Below are 17,631 nucleotides of genomic sequence, written 5' to 3'. Positions count from 1 at the left end.
ACTTTTTTCGCAAATAACGGGATTTATTCCACATTCCCGCCAATTTATCAACATTTTATTCACAGAAAAGTTTTTGCCCCAAACGGTTCCCTGCCATTTTTTCAGCCAAATCTTTCAGAATTTTTCCTAATTGAACGAAAAATCATTCATTTCTAGAGCAAAACGTCCGTCCATTTTACGAAAATTGCATCACGAGCAACATTTTTTACGAAATACGTCCCTTTTATAATAAAGAACGGTCCTTTCCACACAAGATAATCGAAAGAATTTACACTAATTGCGTATAGGATTTTCCATTTTCTTTTCCAGTGTCTGCAGGGCTCCCCTCTCCAATTGGCGGGCACGTTCCCTGGACAAGCCACAACTATTTCCCACTTTCTCCAGCGACTGATTTTTCCTAACGTCCGTGAAATACCTTGTACGTATTACGCTACGTTGTTTATAATCCAACGAATCTACACATTCATTCAAGTAATCTTCCGTATTCGTTTTAATAAAATGTTGTTCGTAATTTTCCGATTCGTCGGTTACGTCATCCATTCCATCAGACAGTTCAACAACATTCGTCACTGGAACAACTTTTTGCATGCGAGAATTTTTTCCCTGACTTTCAGGAATACGGACAACTTCACTGTTGTACACCACTAGCCGGCTCAAGTATTTTCGGATCCATGTCGTAGCGTACGCTTCAAAGGGAACACCGAAGGTTACATCAAAAGTGTCCACTGCACGAAGTAATCCTGTGAATGCTTCTTGGACAAGATCAAGATATTCCTGGTTCTTATGCCCATAGCGACGAACCAGTCGATAGACCACGTAGATGTACTGCTGCGAGAGAGAATTGCGAAGGTGAATCGCCTCGTTGCAAATTTGCTGAAGATAACGAACAAGGCCCTGGTTTTCCTTCTTCTGCAGATACGCTCCGTTGTACGCATTGTTCTTGGTGTTCCACAGAAAATCAAGGAAACGCCTATTGCTGTCAAGCCTAGGTTTCTTCCCTCCAGTTTCCAGATAAATTCCAATATCTATGATTTCTTCTCTGAGGGTCTGTAACCGTGCAAAAGATTTTCCTTGCCCCATCTCCCTAATATCCAAATTTAAAAGTATAACGACAAGACCTATTTTCAAAAAATTTTCATGACCAAGCTACCACGATGACTTCCGCGGAAATTTCCATAAAAAAAGGGAAGTCCCCCGCATCGGCGAAGGACTTCTTGTGCTTAAAGTTTCGGTTGTAGAGTTTTTTATTCCTGATGACCCGGGTGCGAAGCGTTGCACCATTTGCGGAGCCATCGATTCTTAGGGCGCGCATTGCCGCGGATTCTTTTGCAGACTTTGCCGCGGTTTCCGCGGAGGCCTTGGCGTTGCCGGCAATGACCAGCTTTTCTCTTTTAGCCATAATGATCTCCTTGATAAAAAATATAGAATCAGTTTGCGCATAACGCAAGACCAAGAAAAATCCTATATTCTTCTACATGAGAAAAATTCGTTTGTATTTACCATTTTTCTGTCTGTACCTTGCAGGATTTTTTGGTTGCAGTTCTCCTACGATCAGCGCGCCAAATGATGATGAAAAAAATACAAGCGTTTATGATGCAGTTAAAGAATCAGGAAAATACACCAGCAAGGATTCAGTGTCTGCCTACATCTGTAAGTTTGACAAGCTGCCTAGCAACTATATAAACAAAAGTAAGGGCCAGGCTCTGTACGAGGAAAAAACGGGGAACACATTCAGCAAGTGGAATTTTAATCCTTGGAAAACGCTGGGCGTTATGATCGGCGGCGACACATTCGAGAATAGAGAAGGTCAGCTGCCCTCCGGATCCTACCACGAAGCAGACGTAGATTACGGCAGCCAAACAAGCCGAGGAACAAAGAGATTAATTTACCGGAGCGGTTGCATTGTATATTATACAGCAGACCACTACGAAAGTTTTAAAAAGTTGAATTTCTAATCTGCACGTAAACCACTCTAGAATTTGTTGACTATTTAAATGACTATGCTTCAAAAAATTTCAGCTCGTATTTTCGCAAGTGTCGCTTACGCGATGCTTCGTCTAACAGGCTGGAAAAAGAAGACAGTCTTGGAAAACTACGAACACGTTTCACAAGGAACGCAGGGCAGGGAAGGCGCAGAATTGGAACCGAGTTTCGCAGAATTGGAACCGCGCGACCTCTACTTGAAAATGCTGAAGAACTTGACCCGACATGTGGGGGAGTTACTTTTCTGCTTTGACACCTACAAGAATTTGCCAGAGGCGTGCGCGAAAAATTCTCCAGGCGCAGCCTACCCCTGCAAAGTCGGCGGCGTGAATTTTGAGTTGGCGGAAGGTGCCGCGGCGGTTGTAGAAAAAATGCGCGGGGGCGGAATTTTTCTCACGGCGCACTACGGAAACTATGAAGCTAGTGGCGCTTGGCTCTGCGCACTCGGCGTTCCGCTGAAAGCAAGTTTTATTCCGCTGAAGCCCGCGTGGCTCAACAAGCTGGTGTACGAAAAAATCCGTAGCGTCCGCGGGAGACCTTATTCTGTTGACGCACAAACACCTAGAGATTTTTTGCGCATCCTTGAAAGCGGAGAACTGTTCTGCTTGCTGGCCGATCAGGACAGCCGCATCAGAAGCGCACTTGACGGAACATTCCTTGGACGCGAAGTTCACCACAATCCTGTTCCAGATTTCTTGCTGAAACATCGCCCGAACACGCCCGTATTTTTCTGCTGGATCGAGGAACTTCCCGGACGCAAAATTTTGCATGCCGAAGAGGTTGCGACGAACATTCAAAACACCGATTCTATCAGCCGCGAAACTCACTCCAGAATGACTACTATAGTTGATGGTCCGTACAGCGAATGGCTCGAATCCCGCATAAAAGAAAATCCAGCCCTGTGGTATGGCTGGACACATCGACGTTTCCGCAGCACCAATCCTGAAATTTACCACTGACTTCGGCAGACAAACGCCGATAAAATTTGCCGTCCGTTTTTTCTACATTTCCTAGTATGAAACGGATTCTTGTCTTAGTTCTTATGTTGGCAACCAGTGCCATGTGCTGGCCCCGTGAAGAATTTGACCGGACATTCGACGGCAACCGTTACCTCTTTGCAGGATATTCCCAGACACCGACTTTCGGCAGCACCAGTCTGGACATCGATTTCGGAACATCTGTTTTCCCCTTCAAGGGCTACAACATGGAAATCGGTTTTGACTTTCTCCATTTCCAGATTGCCATGACCGAAAACTTCCAGAAGGTTTCCGATGAATCATTGTGGAGTCTCATTACCATCGCTCCTTTTGCGGCATCATTCGGGGCAGCACTTTTAGGAGCTCCAAATGAATTCCGTTATGTCGGTGAAATAGGGATGTTCGCCATGGCATACCTTTGGCGTGGCACTCTCTTTTTCCCAGTCACTCCAGACGGTTGGTTTGGAATTATCAATAAGCACCGTTTTATAACCCAGATTATCTCCAAAGGCTGGCACCTGAAAAGTTTCACATTCCAGGACGATCTGGGATTTCGTTTCTATATCGACCGCGGTTGGAAAGGTGAATCCAAAGACCACGACAACGACCGCTATCGAAAATTTTTCATCGATGCGGGGTGCCGTTTCGAAAAGAACTTCGTGAAGGACGCAAAGTACAAACTGTTCCTACAAGTCGGACACAGCTCGTACTAATCCATTTATTTTTCCGGAGGGGGAGGCGGAGCATCATCCGCATAAGAAGTCGAACCTTCGGACTTTTCTGCCGGCGGTTTCTCAGACTCATAGGTCGCAGCCTGAACCTGGCTGGCAGCCTTCTCAATTTCACGTTCGCGAAGGACCTGATCTACCTTCTGGCGGAGAACCTGTTCCTCGTGCAACTTGAACAGGCATTCTTCCTGGGCGATGTAAGCCGTGAAGACTTTTATATAGAGGACCAAGGCGGCCACTCCCAACACTGCGCCAGTCCCTACGACAATTTTCATTTCCTCGATAGAACCCATGATCGTCGACACGATGGTCAGGCCGAAATAGATATTCAGGAAATTCATGGGCACAGCCGCACAAACCCCATTCAGGGAGTCCAGTTCAGCCTGAGTCCTCTTGATCAAGCCCTTGAAAACGAAATAATGGACAATCTGTCCCACGAACGGAATGAGACACAAAATCGTAGCAGCCCAGGGTGACATTGCATCCGGTTGCAACTTTTTCATATTCTGAGTGGAACGGAAAAGCCAGCAAATCCAATGAACCGCCATAACAATAATGGTAATGCTAAGGGCGAAACCCACAAAGGCTATTCCCAAAATCAAGAGCAACATACTCATGGCCATGGGTGCATCCGGATTCTGGACCATCTGGCCGTTGGCCATATTCCATACGCTGTAACCCAGAAGCATCATCACAACCATCAAGATCAGAAAAATTTTCAGGCAAAGGAGGGTGCGCTTTCCGCGGAAGGTATTATCCAGTATTTTTTCCATTTTTCGTTCCAATAAAAAACTCAACCTATAATATAGATAGATTGAGTTCACTAGACTAGAACAAACGCATCACCGCATTGATTGATACAGAATACCGCAAATCAAATCTTTCAATCTGGTACTCCACAGGATAGATTTCCACACCGAACCGGTGATTTTTGCCATGGAATTTGACACCGAAATTCGACTTGAAGGCAAACGATTCACTATCATAATTTTCCACTTCCGGGTATTTATACCTATCGACCACCACATAAGTGTAATTACCTTCCGGGTCATGTCCCCAGACCCTGTCATCCTGATTTCCATGATAAGACGTAATTTTCTTAAACGAGATAAGAGCCATGAAATTGCCAGTCAGCGAGAAGTACTGGAAAATAGGTGCGTTGAAGTTAAGAATCAAGCCATCGGAAAATTCCAGGTAGTCATCTCGCTCATCATAGTTATCATACAAATAATAATCTCTGCCCAAAGAGCTGCCTACGTCGAAAATAAAACCGGCGCCCACATAGGAGTTGAAAGGCTTCACAATTTCGAGATTGGCACCGGCGACCATGCCTCCATAGTAGTCGCGTTCTCCAAAATAGGCGCCAACCTTGACGTCAAAAGTTTTCCATGGAAATTGTTCCGCCATGGAAAAGCTCACCAGCGCGAGCAAAAGAATTAATGTTTGTTTCATAAGTTCCCTCCTAAATTCTACTACAAAAATAACTTTTTTACCCCTTCAAGTCATCCTTGGCGCAACGTCTCAAAATTTTCAAAAAAACGTACTTGAATTTTCTTATGTTGATAAGCTGTGTTAAAAGTTAAATTCATTCACATAAGCTCGCTAATAAATAAACAAAATATCAACATACGACAATTTTGTGATTTCAGGTGGATAAATTATTTTTTCAACAAATCAACAACAATCCTGAGAGAATGTTCCACGTGAAACATTCCACTAAGTTTTTGATTTTCAATAAGTTTTACCAAAGTTTACGTCGATTTGACTATTTTACCCACAAAAAAATCAACAATCAAGCAATCACAAACCTATAACTGTTGATAGTTAGTTACTACTGATTTTGTTGACAATATTATCAACATTGTCATAATATTTATTCAATTGACGCTATTTTTGTTGATTAAAAGTTTACAATCTATCAACATTCATTTTTGTTTTTGATGTTTCCGTGAAACAAAAAAAGCCCGCAGCAGAACCGCTACGAGCAAAAAAAATTTTCTGTATGAAACAGAGGCGTTTTTTCTATGAAACAACGAGACCTGTCCGTTTGGAGACGAGGACTAGAATTTCACTGTTCTGGGAGCGCCGCCGAAACTATAGAAGGTGGCTTCGCCGTTTTCGAAATAGAGAACTTCGGTATTTTCGTCGTCAGGGGAGTACATGGCCTTGAGGCTGGGGTAGTTTTCAAGCATGTGGACCTTGGGTTCACGGCGATCATCGCGGACCAACTTGCCGGAGAGACGGACCCAGCTTGCGCCGGACTTGTCCATGGCGCAGATTTCCACCTTGCCGTTGGCTTGGATCTGCTTGGACACATCCTTGGACTTGCCAGTCTGAATGTAAAGCTTGCCTTCGAAGATTTCGATGGTACCGAAGGGGCGGACCTTGGGCTGGTCACCATCTACAGTTGCCAGAAAATAGGCGCCACAGTTCTTGATGAATTCCTTGATTTCTTCCATATAAGGCTCCAGGTTCGAGCAACGAGGCTCGAGGTTATAATGAATTTTGACCACACTAATATATATATTATTGCGACACTTACTATATTATATATAGTTAGATTTTTTTGCGAATCCGCCTGAAGGTTACATATGAAACTCCGTAGAGCTGTTCCTGAAGATTTTCCCCAGATGTTACCTATTTTCCGCGAAGTCATCGAAGGTGGCGACACCTACGATTTCGAGGAAACCGCCAGCGACCAGGACGCATTTGACTACTGGTTCGGCAAGGGCGTAAGCAGCTTTGTGGCTGTTGATAAGTGCGAAACCGAAGCAGGCGCTGTTGATAAGGTCGCGGGATTCTACAAAATCATCCAGAATCACCGTGGCCGAGGTAGCCATGTGGCCAACGCCTCCTTCATGGTCAGCAGCAAAGTCCGTGGCAAAGGCATCGGGCGAATGATGGGCGAGGACTGTTTGAAGGTCGCCCGCGAAATGGGATTCAAGGCAATCCAGTTCAACTTCGTCATCAGCACCAACGAGCCCGCCATGAAATTGTGGAAAAGTCTGGGCTACAAGGAGCTGTGCCGACTGCCCGGCGCATTCAACCACAAGAAGCTGGGTTTCGTAGATGCGGTGATCTTCTTCCAGGAACTATAGAGGTTCAAGGCTCGAGTATATAATCATCACAGGCCTCAGGAGATTAAAAAGTCCCAGGAACGAATCAGCCTCCTGGGATTTTTATATATTACTAGTGGTTATCGGGGGACCACTTTATGCAACGCACTGCATTTTCCTTCTCTTCATTTTTCACCATTCTCATTTTGCTTCTAGGTATGTTTTGCCAGGAAGGTTGCTCCCTTTACCATAACTTCATCTGGTACGAACCCAACTTATTGGATGATAATGGTAAGGTGATTCCACCTGAAAGTACATTTGAAGGTAATCCAGAATCACTAAATACCGACTACGAAATCTGGGATTACTACACCAAAACTACTGCTAACTCATGGCTCATTTTTTTTATCCCATTTATTCCCTTGGGAGAAAATTATCAGGGTCCACATCCTGATCGCCACACAGGGGACTTTGTAATATGGGCTAAAAAAGGTGAGGAATGTCCTGTGGTATACGCCAACGACGATCTTTTTTATGGAAAGATTTTGGAAAACGAGCCGGAAGATATTACCGGGATTAATAATCACTACGACCTATGTCATTATGGAAAGTTACCCATCGATAAGCAGCAAGTATATACTATAAAATACAAAGGGGAAGAAAAACGATACCTCTTTGTAAAGAGACAGTGGTGGGGTTATCGTCCATTTTGGTATCCGGATGCCTAATGCAAATAATGAGTAGGAATGTATATGAAGACTATTTTACGACTATTGATTATTGCATTTTGCTTTGAGTTCTGTTCTTGTGCGCATCTTTATGTCTCTACATCCTGGAAACCTGAAAATGGGACAATCACCGAAAACCTGAATGTTGACGAAAAAAGATACAACTCGGGAATTGGTCTAGCTGGCATTATCATACCAATAATTCCGACGTGGTTCCATAACTCTGGATTTACACTTGAAATAAAAGTACCTGATACAGAGGACAATGAATGTCCTGTATTGACTACTTCTCTTGGAAAATACAAGGGTTCATATTGGAAATATGACCACTCATGTGCCTATTTTCTTTCTGAAGAAGGCAATGTCGTAGATGGGGAAATACCCGCAACTATCCAATGGAAAGGCGAAACCATTCCTTTGACATTGTCCAAACACTACGACATCCACTTCAATTTTTGGGGAATGTAGTATTCTTTGTTGGCGGGCTTCGCCTTGCTGTGTTTGCTCCTTCGGAGCCAACTTGCTGCACCTAGGATATGTCAGAGAATAAATTCTCTGCCGCATCCTAGGTTTGCAAACGTTTCACGTGAAACACGCACAAGGTTTGGATGCAAAAACAAGCTTGCTTGTTTTTATAGCCAAACCGCAGGGTGTAGCATGCGAAGCATGCCAACACGCAAACATTTACTATATTTTCAACATCAATTCACTGCGGCTCATAATTTAGTCGCGGGACAGTTCGAAAAACCATCCTGTCTATAAACAAAACTAGGTATCTCATGTACAGAATCATGAAGCGCTTCGAAATCTCGGGCGCACACAAGCTGGCACTGAACTACGAAAGCAAGTGCCAGAATCTTCACGGACATAACTGGATCATTACCGTCTATTGCCAGTCCAAGACCTTGGATGCCAACGGCATGGTCATTGACTTCAAGGCCTCCAAGGAAATCATCTCCCAGCAGCTGGACCACAAGTACATCAATGACGTGGTGGACTTCAATCCCACCGCCGAAAACTTGGCCAAGTGGATCTGCGACCAGATTCCCAACTGCTACAAGGTGACCGTCCAGGAAAGCGAAAACAACATCGCCGAATACGAAGTTGACTGAGGTCGACCCATGAAAATCTCTGAAATATTTTTGAGTATCGAAGGCGAGGGGATTCGCACAGGCGCCCCTGCCGTATTCATCCGACTGTTCGGATGCAATCTCCGCTGTGCCTATTGTGACTCCATGTACGCCGTGGAGGGTAGCGATTTCCAGGAGATGTCTCCTGAGGAAGTCTTTCAGAAGGTGAAATCTTTCAACACCCAGTACGTCACGTTGACCGGAGGGGAGCCACTTATCCACAAGGATGTAGAAGTTCTATTGAAAATGTTGGACGATTATGGCCTTGAAGTGAACATCGAGACCAACGGAACCCAGCCAAAGCCATTCGGATTCAGGAACATTTTCTGCACCATGGACTGGAAGAGTATCTCCAGCGAAATGCAGCCCAAGATGAAACTCACGAACATGATGACCCTCAGGGGGAAGGATGTTCTGAAGTTCGTGGTAGGTTCCGACGAGGATCTTCAGGATGCCGCCCGGGTCATCGGGGCCATGGAAGCGGAATACGCCAGAGACGGTTTGAAGCTCCCCACCTTCTATGTTTCTCCCATCTTCGGGACAATGAAATATGAGGACATGGTCAACTGGATTCTTGGGAATGAGGTGATACGACGGAACAATGTCCGTTTCCAGGTGCAGCTCCACAAGATCATTTGGGACCCGAACGCTCGGGGAGTTTAAATTGATTTTTTAATAACTTGAATTGCTCTTTGCGGAGCAATTTCTTTATATTGGAAAGAAAGGTTATTTAAGGGAAATCCAAAATGTTTCACGTGGAACATATCGCCATCTGGGTTCAGGATATCGAAAAGGTCTGTGGCTTCTACCAGAAGTATTTAGGTGGAATCATCCAGCCGGAATATCATAATCCCACCAAAGGTTTTACCAGCAGGTTCATTACCTTCGAAGGCGGCGCCCGCATTGAAGTGATGCACCGAACCGATATTGAATCTTCAATATCCTGTCCACATTTCGGATGGTGCCATGTTGCAATATCTCTTGGCTCAAAAGAAAACGTGGATAAGTTGACCGCCAAGATGGAAGCTGAAGGAGTCACTGTCGTTGGACAGCCTCGCACCACTGGAGACGGATACTACGAAAGTGTGGTCCAAGATCCTGAGGGCAACCTGCTGGAACTGACTGTTTAATAGAAGGTATCTTATGGCAAAATCAATCTGCGGTGCAAATTGCGATCAATGCTCCATGAAGGAAAGCTGTTACGGCTGCATCAAGACCAAGGGAAAGCCCTTCGGTGGTAAATGTGTTTTGGCAGAATGTTGCCTGGGCAAGAAAATGAAACGCTGTGAACAGTGCCAAAGTTCCGAAGGTTCCTGCTGCAAGAAGGTAGAACTCCTCAAGGAAATCAACAGCCTCAAAGTGACCGGCATGCCCAAGGTGAAGGAACTTTTTGCCCTGAACGGCTCCTTCGTCAACATGGAATACTGCCTACCCAATGGACAGAAAGTCAAACTTCTGAACGACAACGATATCTATCTGGGGAACCAGTTGCCCAAGAAGGATAGCGACCGATGCTATGGAATCGCCGCCAACAACTCCCACATACTGGTATGCGAATATGGGGAGAACGGCGCCACCCCCGAAATCATAATCTACAAGAAGAGATAACCCAATCATGCCCAAGCAAGTTTGACCGCAACACTCACCCTTCAACGTTGGCAGGTTTCACGTGAAACAATACATCGTAGACGCATTTACAGACACCCTCTTCCACGGTAACCAGGCAGCAATTTGCGTCCTGGATAAATGGCCGGAAGTTCCCCTGATGCATAGCATCGCTTTCGAGAATAACTTCTCCGAAACTGCTTTCGTGGTGAAGATGGAAGATAACGAAACCGCCCCCAGGTACCACCTTCGCTGGTTTACCCCCAGTGATGAAGTAGACCTTTGCGGCCACGCCACCTTGGCAACCGCCTTTACCCTTTTCAACTTCTATGAACAAAAGGCAGAGAAAATTGTCTTTGACACCCTGAGCGGCCAGCTTATTGTGAATAGAAATGGGGATCTTTATGAAATGAACTTCCCGGTTTATGACCTGAAACCTATTCCCGTTACAGATGAAATGGAAATTGCCTTAGGCGTGAGACCCTCGGAAGCCTACATGGGTCGCGACATGCTCTGCGTTTTCGACTCCGAAAGTACCATCGAAAACATGAAGCCGGACTTCGACAAGGTGAAGGAACTGCCAGGTCTCCTGGTTCATGTCACCGCAAAAGGTTCCAAGGAAGACTGTGTCTCCAGAAGTTTCGGCCCCCGAATTGCCATTAACGAGGACCCGGTTTGCGGATCTGGACATTGCCACATCGCTCCTTATTGGAGTGGCAGGATGAATAAGCCAGAGATTATTGCAAGGCAGGCATCCCGAAGGGGAGGCACTCTTTACTGCAAAATCGAAGGTGAAAGAATGACCCTGGCAGGAAAAGCTACCCTCTATTCCGTCAGCGAATTAAACTGCTAATACTAGCATTCAGATAAAAATCCCCGAGGTTTTCACCCCTAGAAATTCCTCTATGTTCCACGTGAAACATTTAGAGCCCAGGGCAATGCCTTGGGCTTTTTCTTATATGGAATCTTTTCCAGAATTCAAATCCACAATCCACATTAACCGTTGGATGTATTTAGGCAGGATATCGTGGATTAATGTTGAAGAGTCATCGTCTGGGGTGAACGTTTCTTCTTGTTCCATCATGTCGCTCATGACTGGAGGGAGGGCGCCGAAGAGATTTTTTACTTCTTCTGCAGTATATTGCCGATGAAGAATCGGTTCACCAGACAGAGTCTTGATGGCGGCAAGTTCTTCCGCCGGGTAAAACTTGCAGGGTTTCCAGACTTCATTGCCATACTTATCTCTGAAACCCGCAGCTCCGAAAAGACGGCAAATGGATGCCCGGCCACCATAAATGGTGCAATGCCCCGGAAGGTTCGTCCCCGAAATATCTTCCCGGAAGAATGGACAACGTTGGTGCGATTGTTCCACGTGAAACATGCGACGGAGAACGTCATACCAGTGATCTTCTTCCGCTATTTTCTGGGCTACCTCAGATTGATTGCACAATAGCCAGGCGGCCATGTACAGAGCTTCACTTTCCAATAAATCGGGTTCGAAATGTTCACAGCATTTGCCACAGCCCTGAGGGCAGGTGAACTTAGACTTTTCAAACCATTCCCGTTGCTTTTCTTCGATCCGGGAGTAAACAGCGTCCATCTCGACCAGGATGTCGTATTCTTCAGTACCCTTCAACTTTTCAAGAATGGGGGCAATTTCAGAAATCATAAATGCCTTCCTGTTGCAAAGAAAAATCTAGCAAAGGAAGGCTTGTTTGGTACAGATTTTCTTCAAATATTTTTCTTACTTTCAGGCGGTTCAAGGTGCCATCATCTTCAAAACATCTTGGTAAATTTTCAACATATCTTCACCGAAGCAGCAGAAGATCACCTTTTTCACCTTTTGAACGGGGTAGTTTCGAACTGCCCAAATGGCAATTTCGGTAGCTTCCTTTTTCGGATAGCCATAGACCCCGGTGGAGATGGCAGAGAACGCAACGGTCTCACAACCATTTTCTTCAGCCAACTTCATGGAGTTCAGATAGCAGTTTTTCAGCTGTTCAGGCTCTCCATGAAAACCATCCCGGAAGATGGGGCCAGGGGTATGAATAACGAACTTTGCCGGCAACTTGAACCCTGGGGTAATTCGGGCTTCCCCAGTTTCGCAACCACCGAATACTCGACAAGCTTCCAACAATTCTCTTCCAGCTGCACGATGAATGGCGCCATCCACACCTCCGCCACCTAGCAAAGATCTGTTGGCAGCATTCACAATGGCATCCACTTTCAGCTTAGTGATATCACCTTGAATGACCTCAATTTCCAGCATATTCCACCTCCTCTTTTTGTCTGATTCAACAAAAGTTCACAGCCTTTTTCAAAAAACTAATTCTTTTTAAATTAATGAGTTAGCCCATCCAAAAATTTTTTATTCACAAAAACCCAACACCAATTAAAAAAATATCCACAGATATTTTTAGAAAATTCATTGGCCGGGCTTCCTTTTGTTGATTTTATTTTTTTCCTTATCTAAATTATGTCATGGTTTGTTTCACGTGAAACATGCGATAGTGAGTGTCGCAGAAAAAATGTACGCATTTTTTCTATGACCGAGCATGAGCATGTAGCGCTTGCACCCGATTTTATTTTTATGAATTAGGCAAGCGCCAACATCCCATAGGATGTTGAGTTTCACAAAAGAAGGAAGCGATATTGAAACCGTCAATGGACGAAATGCAAAAAAATCTGCTACTGAAATTCCTTGCCGATAATGGTGTGGAACTGTCCGCAGATACCTTGGGCAAGCTGTACAAGTTTGCTGACTTGGTGGTGGAGACCAAGGAATTCGGCAACCTGATTTCGCCGAAGGATTCCGAAAAGATTCTCTCCCGCCACATTACCGACTCCCTAGTGCCTTATATATATATAGGCAAATCACTGGCGCCTCGAGCCTCAAGCCTCGAACCTATCAAATGGGCAGACATGGGTGCAGGTGCAGGCTGCCCGTCATTCCCGCTGGCAATCGCCATGCCGGATGTTCAGTTTTATGCAGTGGAACCCCGCAACAAGCGTGTGCAGTTCATGAACTTTGTGAAGGATGAATTGCACCTGGACAACATGACCGTCGTAGGCAAGCGATTCGAAACTTCCGGTCTTGCCTACCTGGACTTCGTCAGCTGCCGTGCGCTTTCCACTTTCGAGAACGACTGGGAACGCGCCCAGCCGGGTCTTGCCCGGGGTGGCATTTTCGCCACCTTGAAGAGTTACAATAATATCGTTCACCTGGAAAACGATCCGGCAGTACACATATATAAATATGCATTGCCCCAGGAAGAACAGGAATATGCTTTAGTTACAAGAGGTAACGAATGAGTAAAGTGATCGCTATATGCAACCAGAAGGGTGGTGTAGGTAAGACTACCACCGCTGTGAACCTGGCTGCAAGTTTTGCCGCTCTGGAGAAGAGAACTCTCCTCATCGACATGGACCCCCAGGGCAACGCATCCCAGGGTCTGGGTTTCAACGAAATGCAAGACGTGGATGTCCACGAAATTCTGAATCTTGCAGAAAACCCGGATAACATCACTTATGATAATCTCAAGGAAGCAATCCTTGATACAAGCCTTGATTTCCTGAAGATCATCACTTCCGGTCCGGATCTTGCCATCATGGAAATCGAACTGGTGAACGTCATGAGCCGCGAACGTCGTCTCGAACGCGTGATGAATGTTCTGAAGCAGAACTTCGACTTTATCATCATCGACGCACCTCCCAGCTTGAACTTGTTAACACTTAACGTTCTCACGGCTGCAACCAGCGTACTTATCCCGGTGCAGTGTGAATATTATGCCCTTCAGGGTATGACTGAACTTTTCAAGACTATCCGCGAAGTTCAGAAGAACCTGAATGCAAACCTGAAGATCGAAGGTGCTCTCCTCACCATGTACGATTCTCGTCTCAGCCTCTGCAAGCAAGTTGCCGAAGAAGTTCGTGAAAACTTGAGCGACACCGTGTTCCAGGCAATGATTCCCCGTAACGTGAAGTTGAGTGAAGCTCCCTCTCATGGTAAGCCGGCCATCCTGTACGATGTACAGAGTAGCGGTGCCCAGGCATACATGAAGTTGGCAGAAGAAATTTTGAACAGGGATAAGTAGGTTTTATAATGGGTAAGAAATCTTTCGCATTCGGTAGCAGTCTGGGCGCTATGCTCCAGAAGAGCAACATCAATATTTCTGACTTGAATTCTTCCAGCGAATCTGTCAACAGTGAAGACAAAAATTCTGAAAACCAGCAGAAGATTGTTGAAATCGATGTCAACCTGGTTGACCCCAACCCGTTCCAGCCTCGTAAGTCTTTCAACGACGACGAACTTTTGGAACTTGCCGAAACCATCGAAAAGCATGGTTTGATCCAGCCCATCGCTGTCCGCAAGGTGGGCGACCGTTACCAGATCATCAGCGGTGAACGTCGTACCCGCGCTACCAAGCTTGCTGGTCTTTCTACCATCAAGGCACAGGTCTATGAAAACCTGGATGACAAGATCATGGGCGAATGGGCCCTTATCGAAAACATCCAGCGTGTGGACTTGAATCCTGTTGAAGTTGCACAGTCTTATCAACAATTGATCGAACTTCACGGCTATACCCACGATGATTTGGCCAAGACTGTTGGTAAGTCCCGCTCTGCAATCACCAATGCACTTCGTTTGCTGAAGCTTCCGACTCAGGTTCTTGACTGGATCCAGGAAGGCAAGATTGCTTCCGGTGCTGCCCGCGCCCTCTGCTCCGACAAGGTTGAAAACGCAGAAGAACTGGCAAAGCGCATCATCGAAGAAGGTTTGAACGTCCGTCAGATCGAAGCCATCATTCGCGGTGAAGAAATTGCACCTGCAGCTCAGCCGGCTGAATCCACCGAGGAACCGGTGGAAGTTCACAGTGGCAACGAAGCTGGTTCCGGTGAAACACCGGCACAGCCTGCACCCAAGCGTGAACTCAGCGCCGACCTGAAGAATTTCGAGAACCGTCTCGAAACTTTCTTCGGCACCAAGGTCCAGCTGAATCCCAGCGCATCCTCCGAATCCAAGGGTACAATTGTCATCAACTACTACAGCATGGATGACCTGACCCGAATCCAGGAACTGATGGAAAACCGCTAACCCGAGGCAGAACTTGAAGGGTAAGTATTATACCATACAGATTATTCCGGAAGATTCCAACGGAATCAAGAAATTCCGCATATCCACAAAGTGGTTCCTTGCGCTGAAAATTTTCTTGGTTTTGTTGATAGCTGTTACCGGAGTGTTCATCTACAAGATGGGCAGCATTTCCAGGACTCTCGTGCGCTATGAAAAGATGCGCGTGTCCAATGCCCAGCTTGTCAAGCAGAACAAGAACTACGAAGAGCTGTTCTCCCGCCTCGACTCCATCTGGGTCTTGGAAAGCAGAATCCAGAACATCCTCGGAACTTTCATCGAGAACGATTCCAACAAGATCAACAGCCTTATTGACCAGAACAAGTTTGCCCACACCCCTTCCGAAAAAATCGAAGTGGACTACGAAGGCATCCACGGCTGGATTCCCATGGAGGAAAAAATCCGTCTGGAACGTATTCCCAACGTTCTTCCGGTGGTGGGCATCGTCAGCAAGAAGTTCTCTGAAAGTAATGAACATTTAGGCACTGACTTTTCAGCAAAGTCCGGCAACCCGATTTTTGCCTCCGGCAGTGGCGTCGTCCTTTCGGCTGGTCCCGAAGGCGAACTGGGTAACACCGTTGTCATCGACCACAAGAACGGTTACGTTTCTACCTATTCACACATGAAGGAAGTCAGGACCAAAAAGGGTCGCTCTGTTAATAAGGGTGAAGTCATCGGTACCATCGGTGAAACCGGGAACGCAAGCGCTCCTCACCTTCACTATTCCATCACCAAGGATGGAAAGGCTCTGGATCCTGAATCCTTCTTCAATTACTAAGTTTTTTCAACAAGAGGAAAACAATGGCTACAAAAGAACAGGAAATCACACAGATTGGTCATAGCGTTACCATCAAGGGCGACATCATCGGTAAGAGCGATGTCCGTGTCGCAGGCAATGTGAATGGCAGCATCGCCATCGAAGGCGAACTGATCATTGAACGTCAGGGCTATGTCGAAGGTGAAATCAAGACCAACTCCGCAGTTGTCGCAGGTTCCGTGAAGGGTAACATTGATTGCTCCGAAAAGCTCATCCTTGAAAGCAACTCCCAGTTTGTTGGCAACATCAAGACCAAGTTGCTCATCATCCAGGAAGGTGCCGTATTCCAGGGTAACTGCCAGATGGGTGCTACTTCCCAGCCTAAGCAGCAGGAAAAGCAGCCTGCTAAGGAAGTAAATCTCTAATCAACACACTTACTAATAATCTCTACTTATTTATATAAATAGTATTGATTATTGGTCGGGTGAATAGTTGATAGAATTTTCGGCCTGAAAATATATCACATTGAATTTCAACCAGTTATGGATTTAACTCAATCGTGGTGAAATGTTGAAAATTCAAATTCTATTCACTTTTTTCAACGTTGATTAGTGTTGAAGGTTAGTTTTCAATATTAGTTCACAGAGAAATCACAGAACAGTATTGAAAACTCTGCTGAAAATCTTACTTTGTGCATGATTATAGTCACAAAAGCGAGAAATTTTCAAAAACTTACACAACTGTTACAACGAATAACTTATATTATAACCACTATATGGGTTCTGAAGTTTTAAAAATAGGCCAAATTTCCGATTTGCATATCGGTGACGACGAAAGCCTGGTACAGGATATCGACGTTCGTGCAAATTTTATGAAGGCCTTGAAGTCCGAGTCTATGAAGGGAATTGACCTGTTGGTCCTTTCCGGTGACTTGGCTAATGAAGACGCAGAACCTGGTGCATACAAGTATATCGCTGACATCATCAAGGGTCTTGATGTACCTTGTTGTGTAATCCCCGGAAATCATGACCGCATTGAAGTTATGGAACAGCACCTTGATCTTAAGGGCAAGGTCCATAATGGTAAGTGCTACTATCGCTACGATATCGCCGGCAGAAGCATTTTCTTCCTGGATAGTGCTTGCGGCGAAGTTTCCAGCGAGCAGCTGGATTGGTTGAAGGATGAAGCCGCCAAGGTCAAGGGTGAAATTCTTTTGTTCGTTCACCATCCTCCTTGCCACTGCGGACACCGCTTCATGGATCTTCGTTTCTACATGAAGAACATGCTGGAAGTCCAGAAGGTGCTGGCTGAAATCCCGAACCTTACGCATATTTTCACAGGACACTACCATCAAGAGTTCGAGGTGTCGCTGGGACGTCAAACGGTTCATGTAGCACCTGCATGCCAGATGCAAATTGACCCGAACACCCCCTATTTCAACCTGAAAAGTTCCGCTCCGGGCTGGCAGGTCATCAATTGGGGAAAAAATTTCGTAGATTCTAAAGTTTATTTCGATTAACCCCTTGAAATAATTTT

Annotated in this window: 24 protein-coding genes; 17 read left to right on the top strand and 7 right to left on the bottom strand. The window is 45.6% G+C overall.

Annotated elements, in window-relative coordinates; all coding sequences use genetic code 11:
- Positions 1–273: 273 nt before the first annotated feature.
- Together MJZ25_07535 and MJZ25_07530 are read right to left on the bottom strand one after the other, a co-directional pair.
- Complete coding sequence (locus tag MJZ25_07535; GenBank protein ID MCQ2124022.1) at positions 274–1,095, bottom strand: sigma-70 family RNA polymerase sigma factor; 822 nt, start codon at positions 1,093–1,095, stop codon at positions 274–276.
- Between the two features lie 40 nt (positions 1,096–1,135).
- Positions 1,136–1,399, bottom strand: coding sequence for a hypothetical protein (locus MJZ25_07530; protein ID MCQ2124021.1), 264 nt, complete (start codon positions 1,397–1,399; stop codon positions 1,136–1,138).
- 76 nt (positions 1,400–1,475) lie between these two features.
- Here MJZ25_07530 and MJZ25_07525 point away from each other — a divergent pair, with 76 nt between their 5' ends.
- The 3 genes from MJZ25_07525 to MJZ25_07515 are packed head-to-tail and all read left to right on the top strand — an operon-like array spanning position 1,476 to position 3,673.
- Positions 1,476–1,955, top strand: coding sequence for a hypothetical protein (locus MJZ25_07525; protein ID MCQ2124020.1), 480 nt, complete (start codon positions 1,476–1,478; stop codon positions 1,953–1,955).
- A gap of 45 nt (positions 1,956–2,000) precedes the next feature.
- Positions 2,001–2,942 (top strand): lysophospholipid acyltransferase family protein, encoded by a 942-nt coding sequence (locus tag MJZ25_07520; protein MCQ2124019.1) that lies wholly within the window; start codon positions 2,001–2,003, stop codon positions 2,940–2,942.
- Between the two features lie 56 nt (positions 2,943–2,998).
- Complete coding sequence (locus MJZ25_07515) at positions 2,999–3,673, top strand: hypothetical protein (protein ID MCQ2124018.1); 675 nt, start codon at positions 2,999–3,001, stop codon at positions 3,671–3,673.
- Between the two features lie 5 nt (positions 3,674–3,678).
- Here the strand turns inward: MJZ25_07515 and MJZ25_07510 are convergent, their stop codons facing one another.
- The 3 genes from MJZ25_07510 to MJZ25_07500 all read right to left on the bottom strand — a co-directional run bounded on the left by MJZ25_07510 (position 3,679) and on the right by MJZ25_07500 (position 6,147).
- Positions 3,679–4,461, bottom strand: a complete 783-nt coding sequence (locus tag MJZ25_07510) for a YIP1 family protein (GenBank protein MCQ2124017.1) — start codon at positions 4,459–4,461, stop codon at positions 3,679–3,681.
- Positions 4,462–4,516: 55 nt separating this feature from the next.
- Complete coding sequence (locus MJZ25_07505; GenBank protein MCQ2124016.1) at positions 4,517–5,140, bottom strand: hypothetical protein; 624 nt, start codon at positions 5,138–5,140, stop codon at positions 4,517–4,519.
- A 608-nt stretch (positions 5,141–5,748) separates the two neighbouring features.
- Positions 5,749–6,147 (bottom strand): pyridoxamine 5'-phosphate oxidase family protein, encoded by a 399-nt coding sequence (locus MJZ25_07500; protein MCQ2124015.1) that lies wholly within the window; start codon positions 6,145–6,147, stop codon positions 5,749–5,751.
- A 132-nt stretch (positions 6,148–6,279) separates the two neighbouring features.
- Here MJZ25_07500 and MJZ25_07495 point away from each other — a divergent pair, with 132 nt between their 5' ends.
- The 8 genes from MJZ25_07495 to MJZ25_07460 all read left to right on the top strand — a co-directional run bounded on the left by MJZ25_07495 (position 6,280) and on the right by MJZ25_07460 (position 11,060).
- Positions 6,280–6,786, top strand: a complete 507-nt coding sequence (locus MJZ25_07495; GenBank protein ID MCQ2124014.1) for a GNAT family N-acetyltransferase — start codon at positions 6,280–6,282, stop codon at positions 6,784–6,786.
- Between the two features lie 116 nt (positions 6,787–6,902).
- Positions 6,903–7,472: a hypothetical protein gene (locus MJZ25_07490; protein ID MCQ2124013.1), complete on the top strand. Its 570-nt coding sequence runs from the start codon at positions 6,903–6,905 to the stop codon at positions 7,470–7,472.
- 24 nt (positions 7,473–7,496) lie between these two features.
- A complete protein-coding gene (locus tag MJZ25_07485; GenBank protein MCQ2124012.1) occupies positions 7,497–7,940 on the top strand; it encodes a hypothetical protein in 444 nt (147 codons plus the stop codon).
- 311 nt (positions 7,941–8,251) lie between these two features.
- Entirely contained in the window at positions 8,252–8,584 is a 333-nt protein-coding gene (gene queD / locus MJZ25_07480) for a 6-carboxytetrahydropterin synthase QueD (protein ID MCQ2124011.1), read from the top strand.
- A gap of 9 nt (positions 8,585–8,593) precedes the next feature.
- Positions 8,594–9,265, top strand: coding sequence for a radical SAM protein (locus tag MJZ25_07475; GenBank protein ID MCQ2124010.1), 672 nt, complete (start codon positions 8,594–8,596; stop codon positions 9,263–9,265).
- Between the two features lie 83 nt (positions 9,266–9,348).
- Positions 9,349–9,732, top strand: a complete 384-nt coding sequence (locus MJZ25_07470) for a VOC family protein (protein ID MCQ2124009.1) — start codon at positions 9,349–9,351, stop codon at positions 9,730–9,732.
- Between the two features lie 13 nt (positions 9,733–9,745).
- Complete coding sequence (locus tag MJZ25_07465) at positions 9,746–10,210, top strand: hypothetical protein (protein ID MCQ2124008.1); 465 nt, start codon at positions 9,746–9,748, stop codon at positions 10,208–10,210.
- A 61-nt stretch (positions 10,211–10,271) separates the two neighbouring features.
- Positions 10,272–11,060, top strand: a complete 789-nt coding sequence (locus tag MJZ25_07460; GenBank protein MCQ2124007.1) for a PhzF family phenazine biosynthesis protein — start codon at positions 10,272–10,274, stop codon at positions 11,058–11,060.
- Positions 11,061–11,162: 102 nt separating this feature from the next.
- Here MJZ25_07460 and MJZ25_07455 read toward each other — a convergent pair whose 3' ends face one another.
- Together MJZ25_07455 and MJZ25_07450 are read right to left on the bottom strand one after the other, a co-directional pair.
- Entirely contained in the window at positions 11,163–11,876 is a 714-nt protein-coding gene (locus MJZ25_07455; GenBank protein MCQ2124006.1) for a YkgJ family cysteine cluster protein, read from the bottom strand.
- 90 nt (positions 11,877–11,966) lie between these two features.
- Positions 11,967–12,476 carry an O-acetyl-ADP-ribose deacetylase gene (locus MJZ25_07450; protein MCQ2124005.1) on the bottom strand — a complete coding sequence of 170 codons (510 nt, stop codon included), beginning with the start codon at positions 12,474–12,476 and terminating at the stop codon, positions 11,967–11,969.
- A 395-nt stretch (positions 12,477–12,871) separates the two neighbouring features.
- Here MJZ25_07450 and MJZ25_07445 point away from each other — a divergent pair, with 395 nt between their 5' ends.
- From MJZ25_07445 to MJZ25_07420, 6 genes are all read left to right on the top strand, one after another.
- The gene (locus tag MJZ25_07445; GenBank protein MCQ2124004.1) at positions 12,872–13,519 is read left to right on the top strand and encodes a 16S rRNA (guanine(527)-N(7))-methyltransferase RsmG; all 648 of its coding nucleotides are present in this window, start codon (positions 12,872–12,874) and stop codon (positions 13,517–13,519) included.
- A complete protein-coding gene (locus tag MJZ25_07440) occupies positions 13,516–14,301 on the top strand; it encodes a ParA family protein (protein ID MCQ2124003.1) in 786 nt (261 codons plus the stop codon). Before MJZ25_07445 ends, MJZ25_07440 begins: the two co-directional genes overlap by 4 nt.
- A gap of 8 nt (positions 14,302–14,309) precedes the next feature.
- The gene (locus tag MJZ25_07435; GenBank protein ID MCQ2124002.1) at positions 14,310–15,302 is read left to right on the top strand and encodes a ParB/RepB/Spo0J family partition protein; all 993 of its coding nucleotides are present in this window, start codon (positions 14,310–14,312) and stop codon (positions 15,300–15,302) included.
- 13 nt (positions 15,303–15,315) lie between these two features.
- Positions 15,316–16,116, top strand: coding sequence for a M23 family metallopeptidase (locus tag MJZ25_07430; GenBank protein ID MCQ2124001.1), 801 nt, complete (start codon positions 15,316–15,318; stop codon positions 16,114–16,116).
- Positions 16,117–16,139: 23 nt separating this feature from the next.
- Complete coding sequence (locus MJZ25_07425) at positions 16,140–16,520, top strand: polymer-forming cytoskeletal protein (protein MCQ2124000.1); 381 nt, start codon at positions 16,140–16,142, stop codon at positions 16,518–16,520.
- Between the two features lie 350 nt (positions 16,521–16,870).
- The gene (locus tag MJZ25_07420) at positions 16,871–17,614 is read left to right on the top strand and encodes a metallophosphoesterase (GenBank protein ID MCQ2123999.1); all 744 of its coding nucleotides are present in this window, start codon (positions 16,871–16,873) and stop codon (positions 17,612–17,614) included.
- Positions 17,615–17,631 lie beyond the last annotated feature (17 nt).

It is taken from the genome of Fibrobacter sp., assembly GCA_024399065.1.
In the GTDB taxonomy this organism is placed as follows: Bacteria; Fibrobacterota; Fibrobacteria; order Fibrobacterales; family Fibrobacteraceae; genus Fibrobacter.
This window is presented reverse-complemented; position numbering and strand designations above follow the sequence as displayed.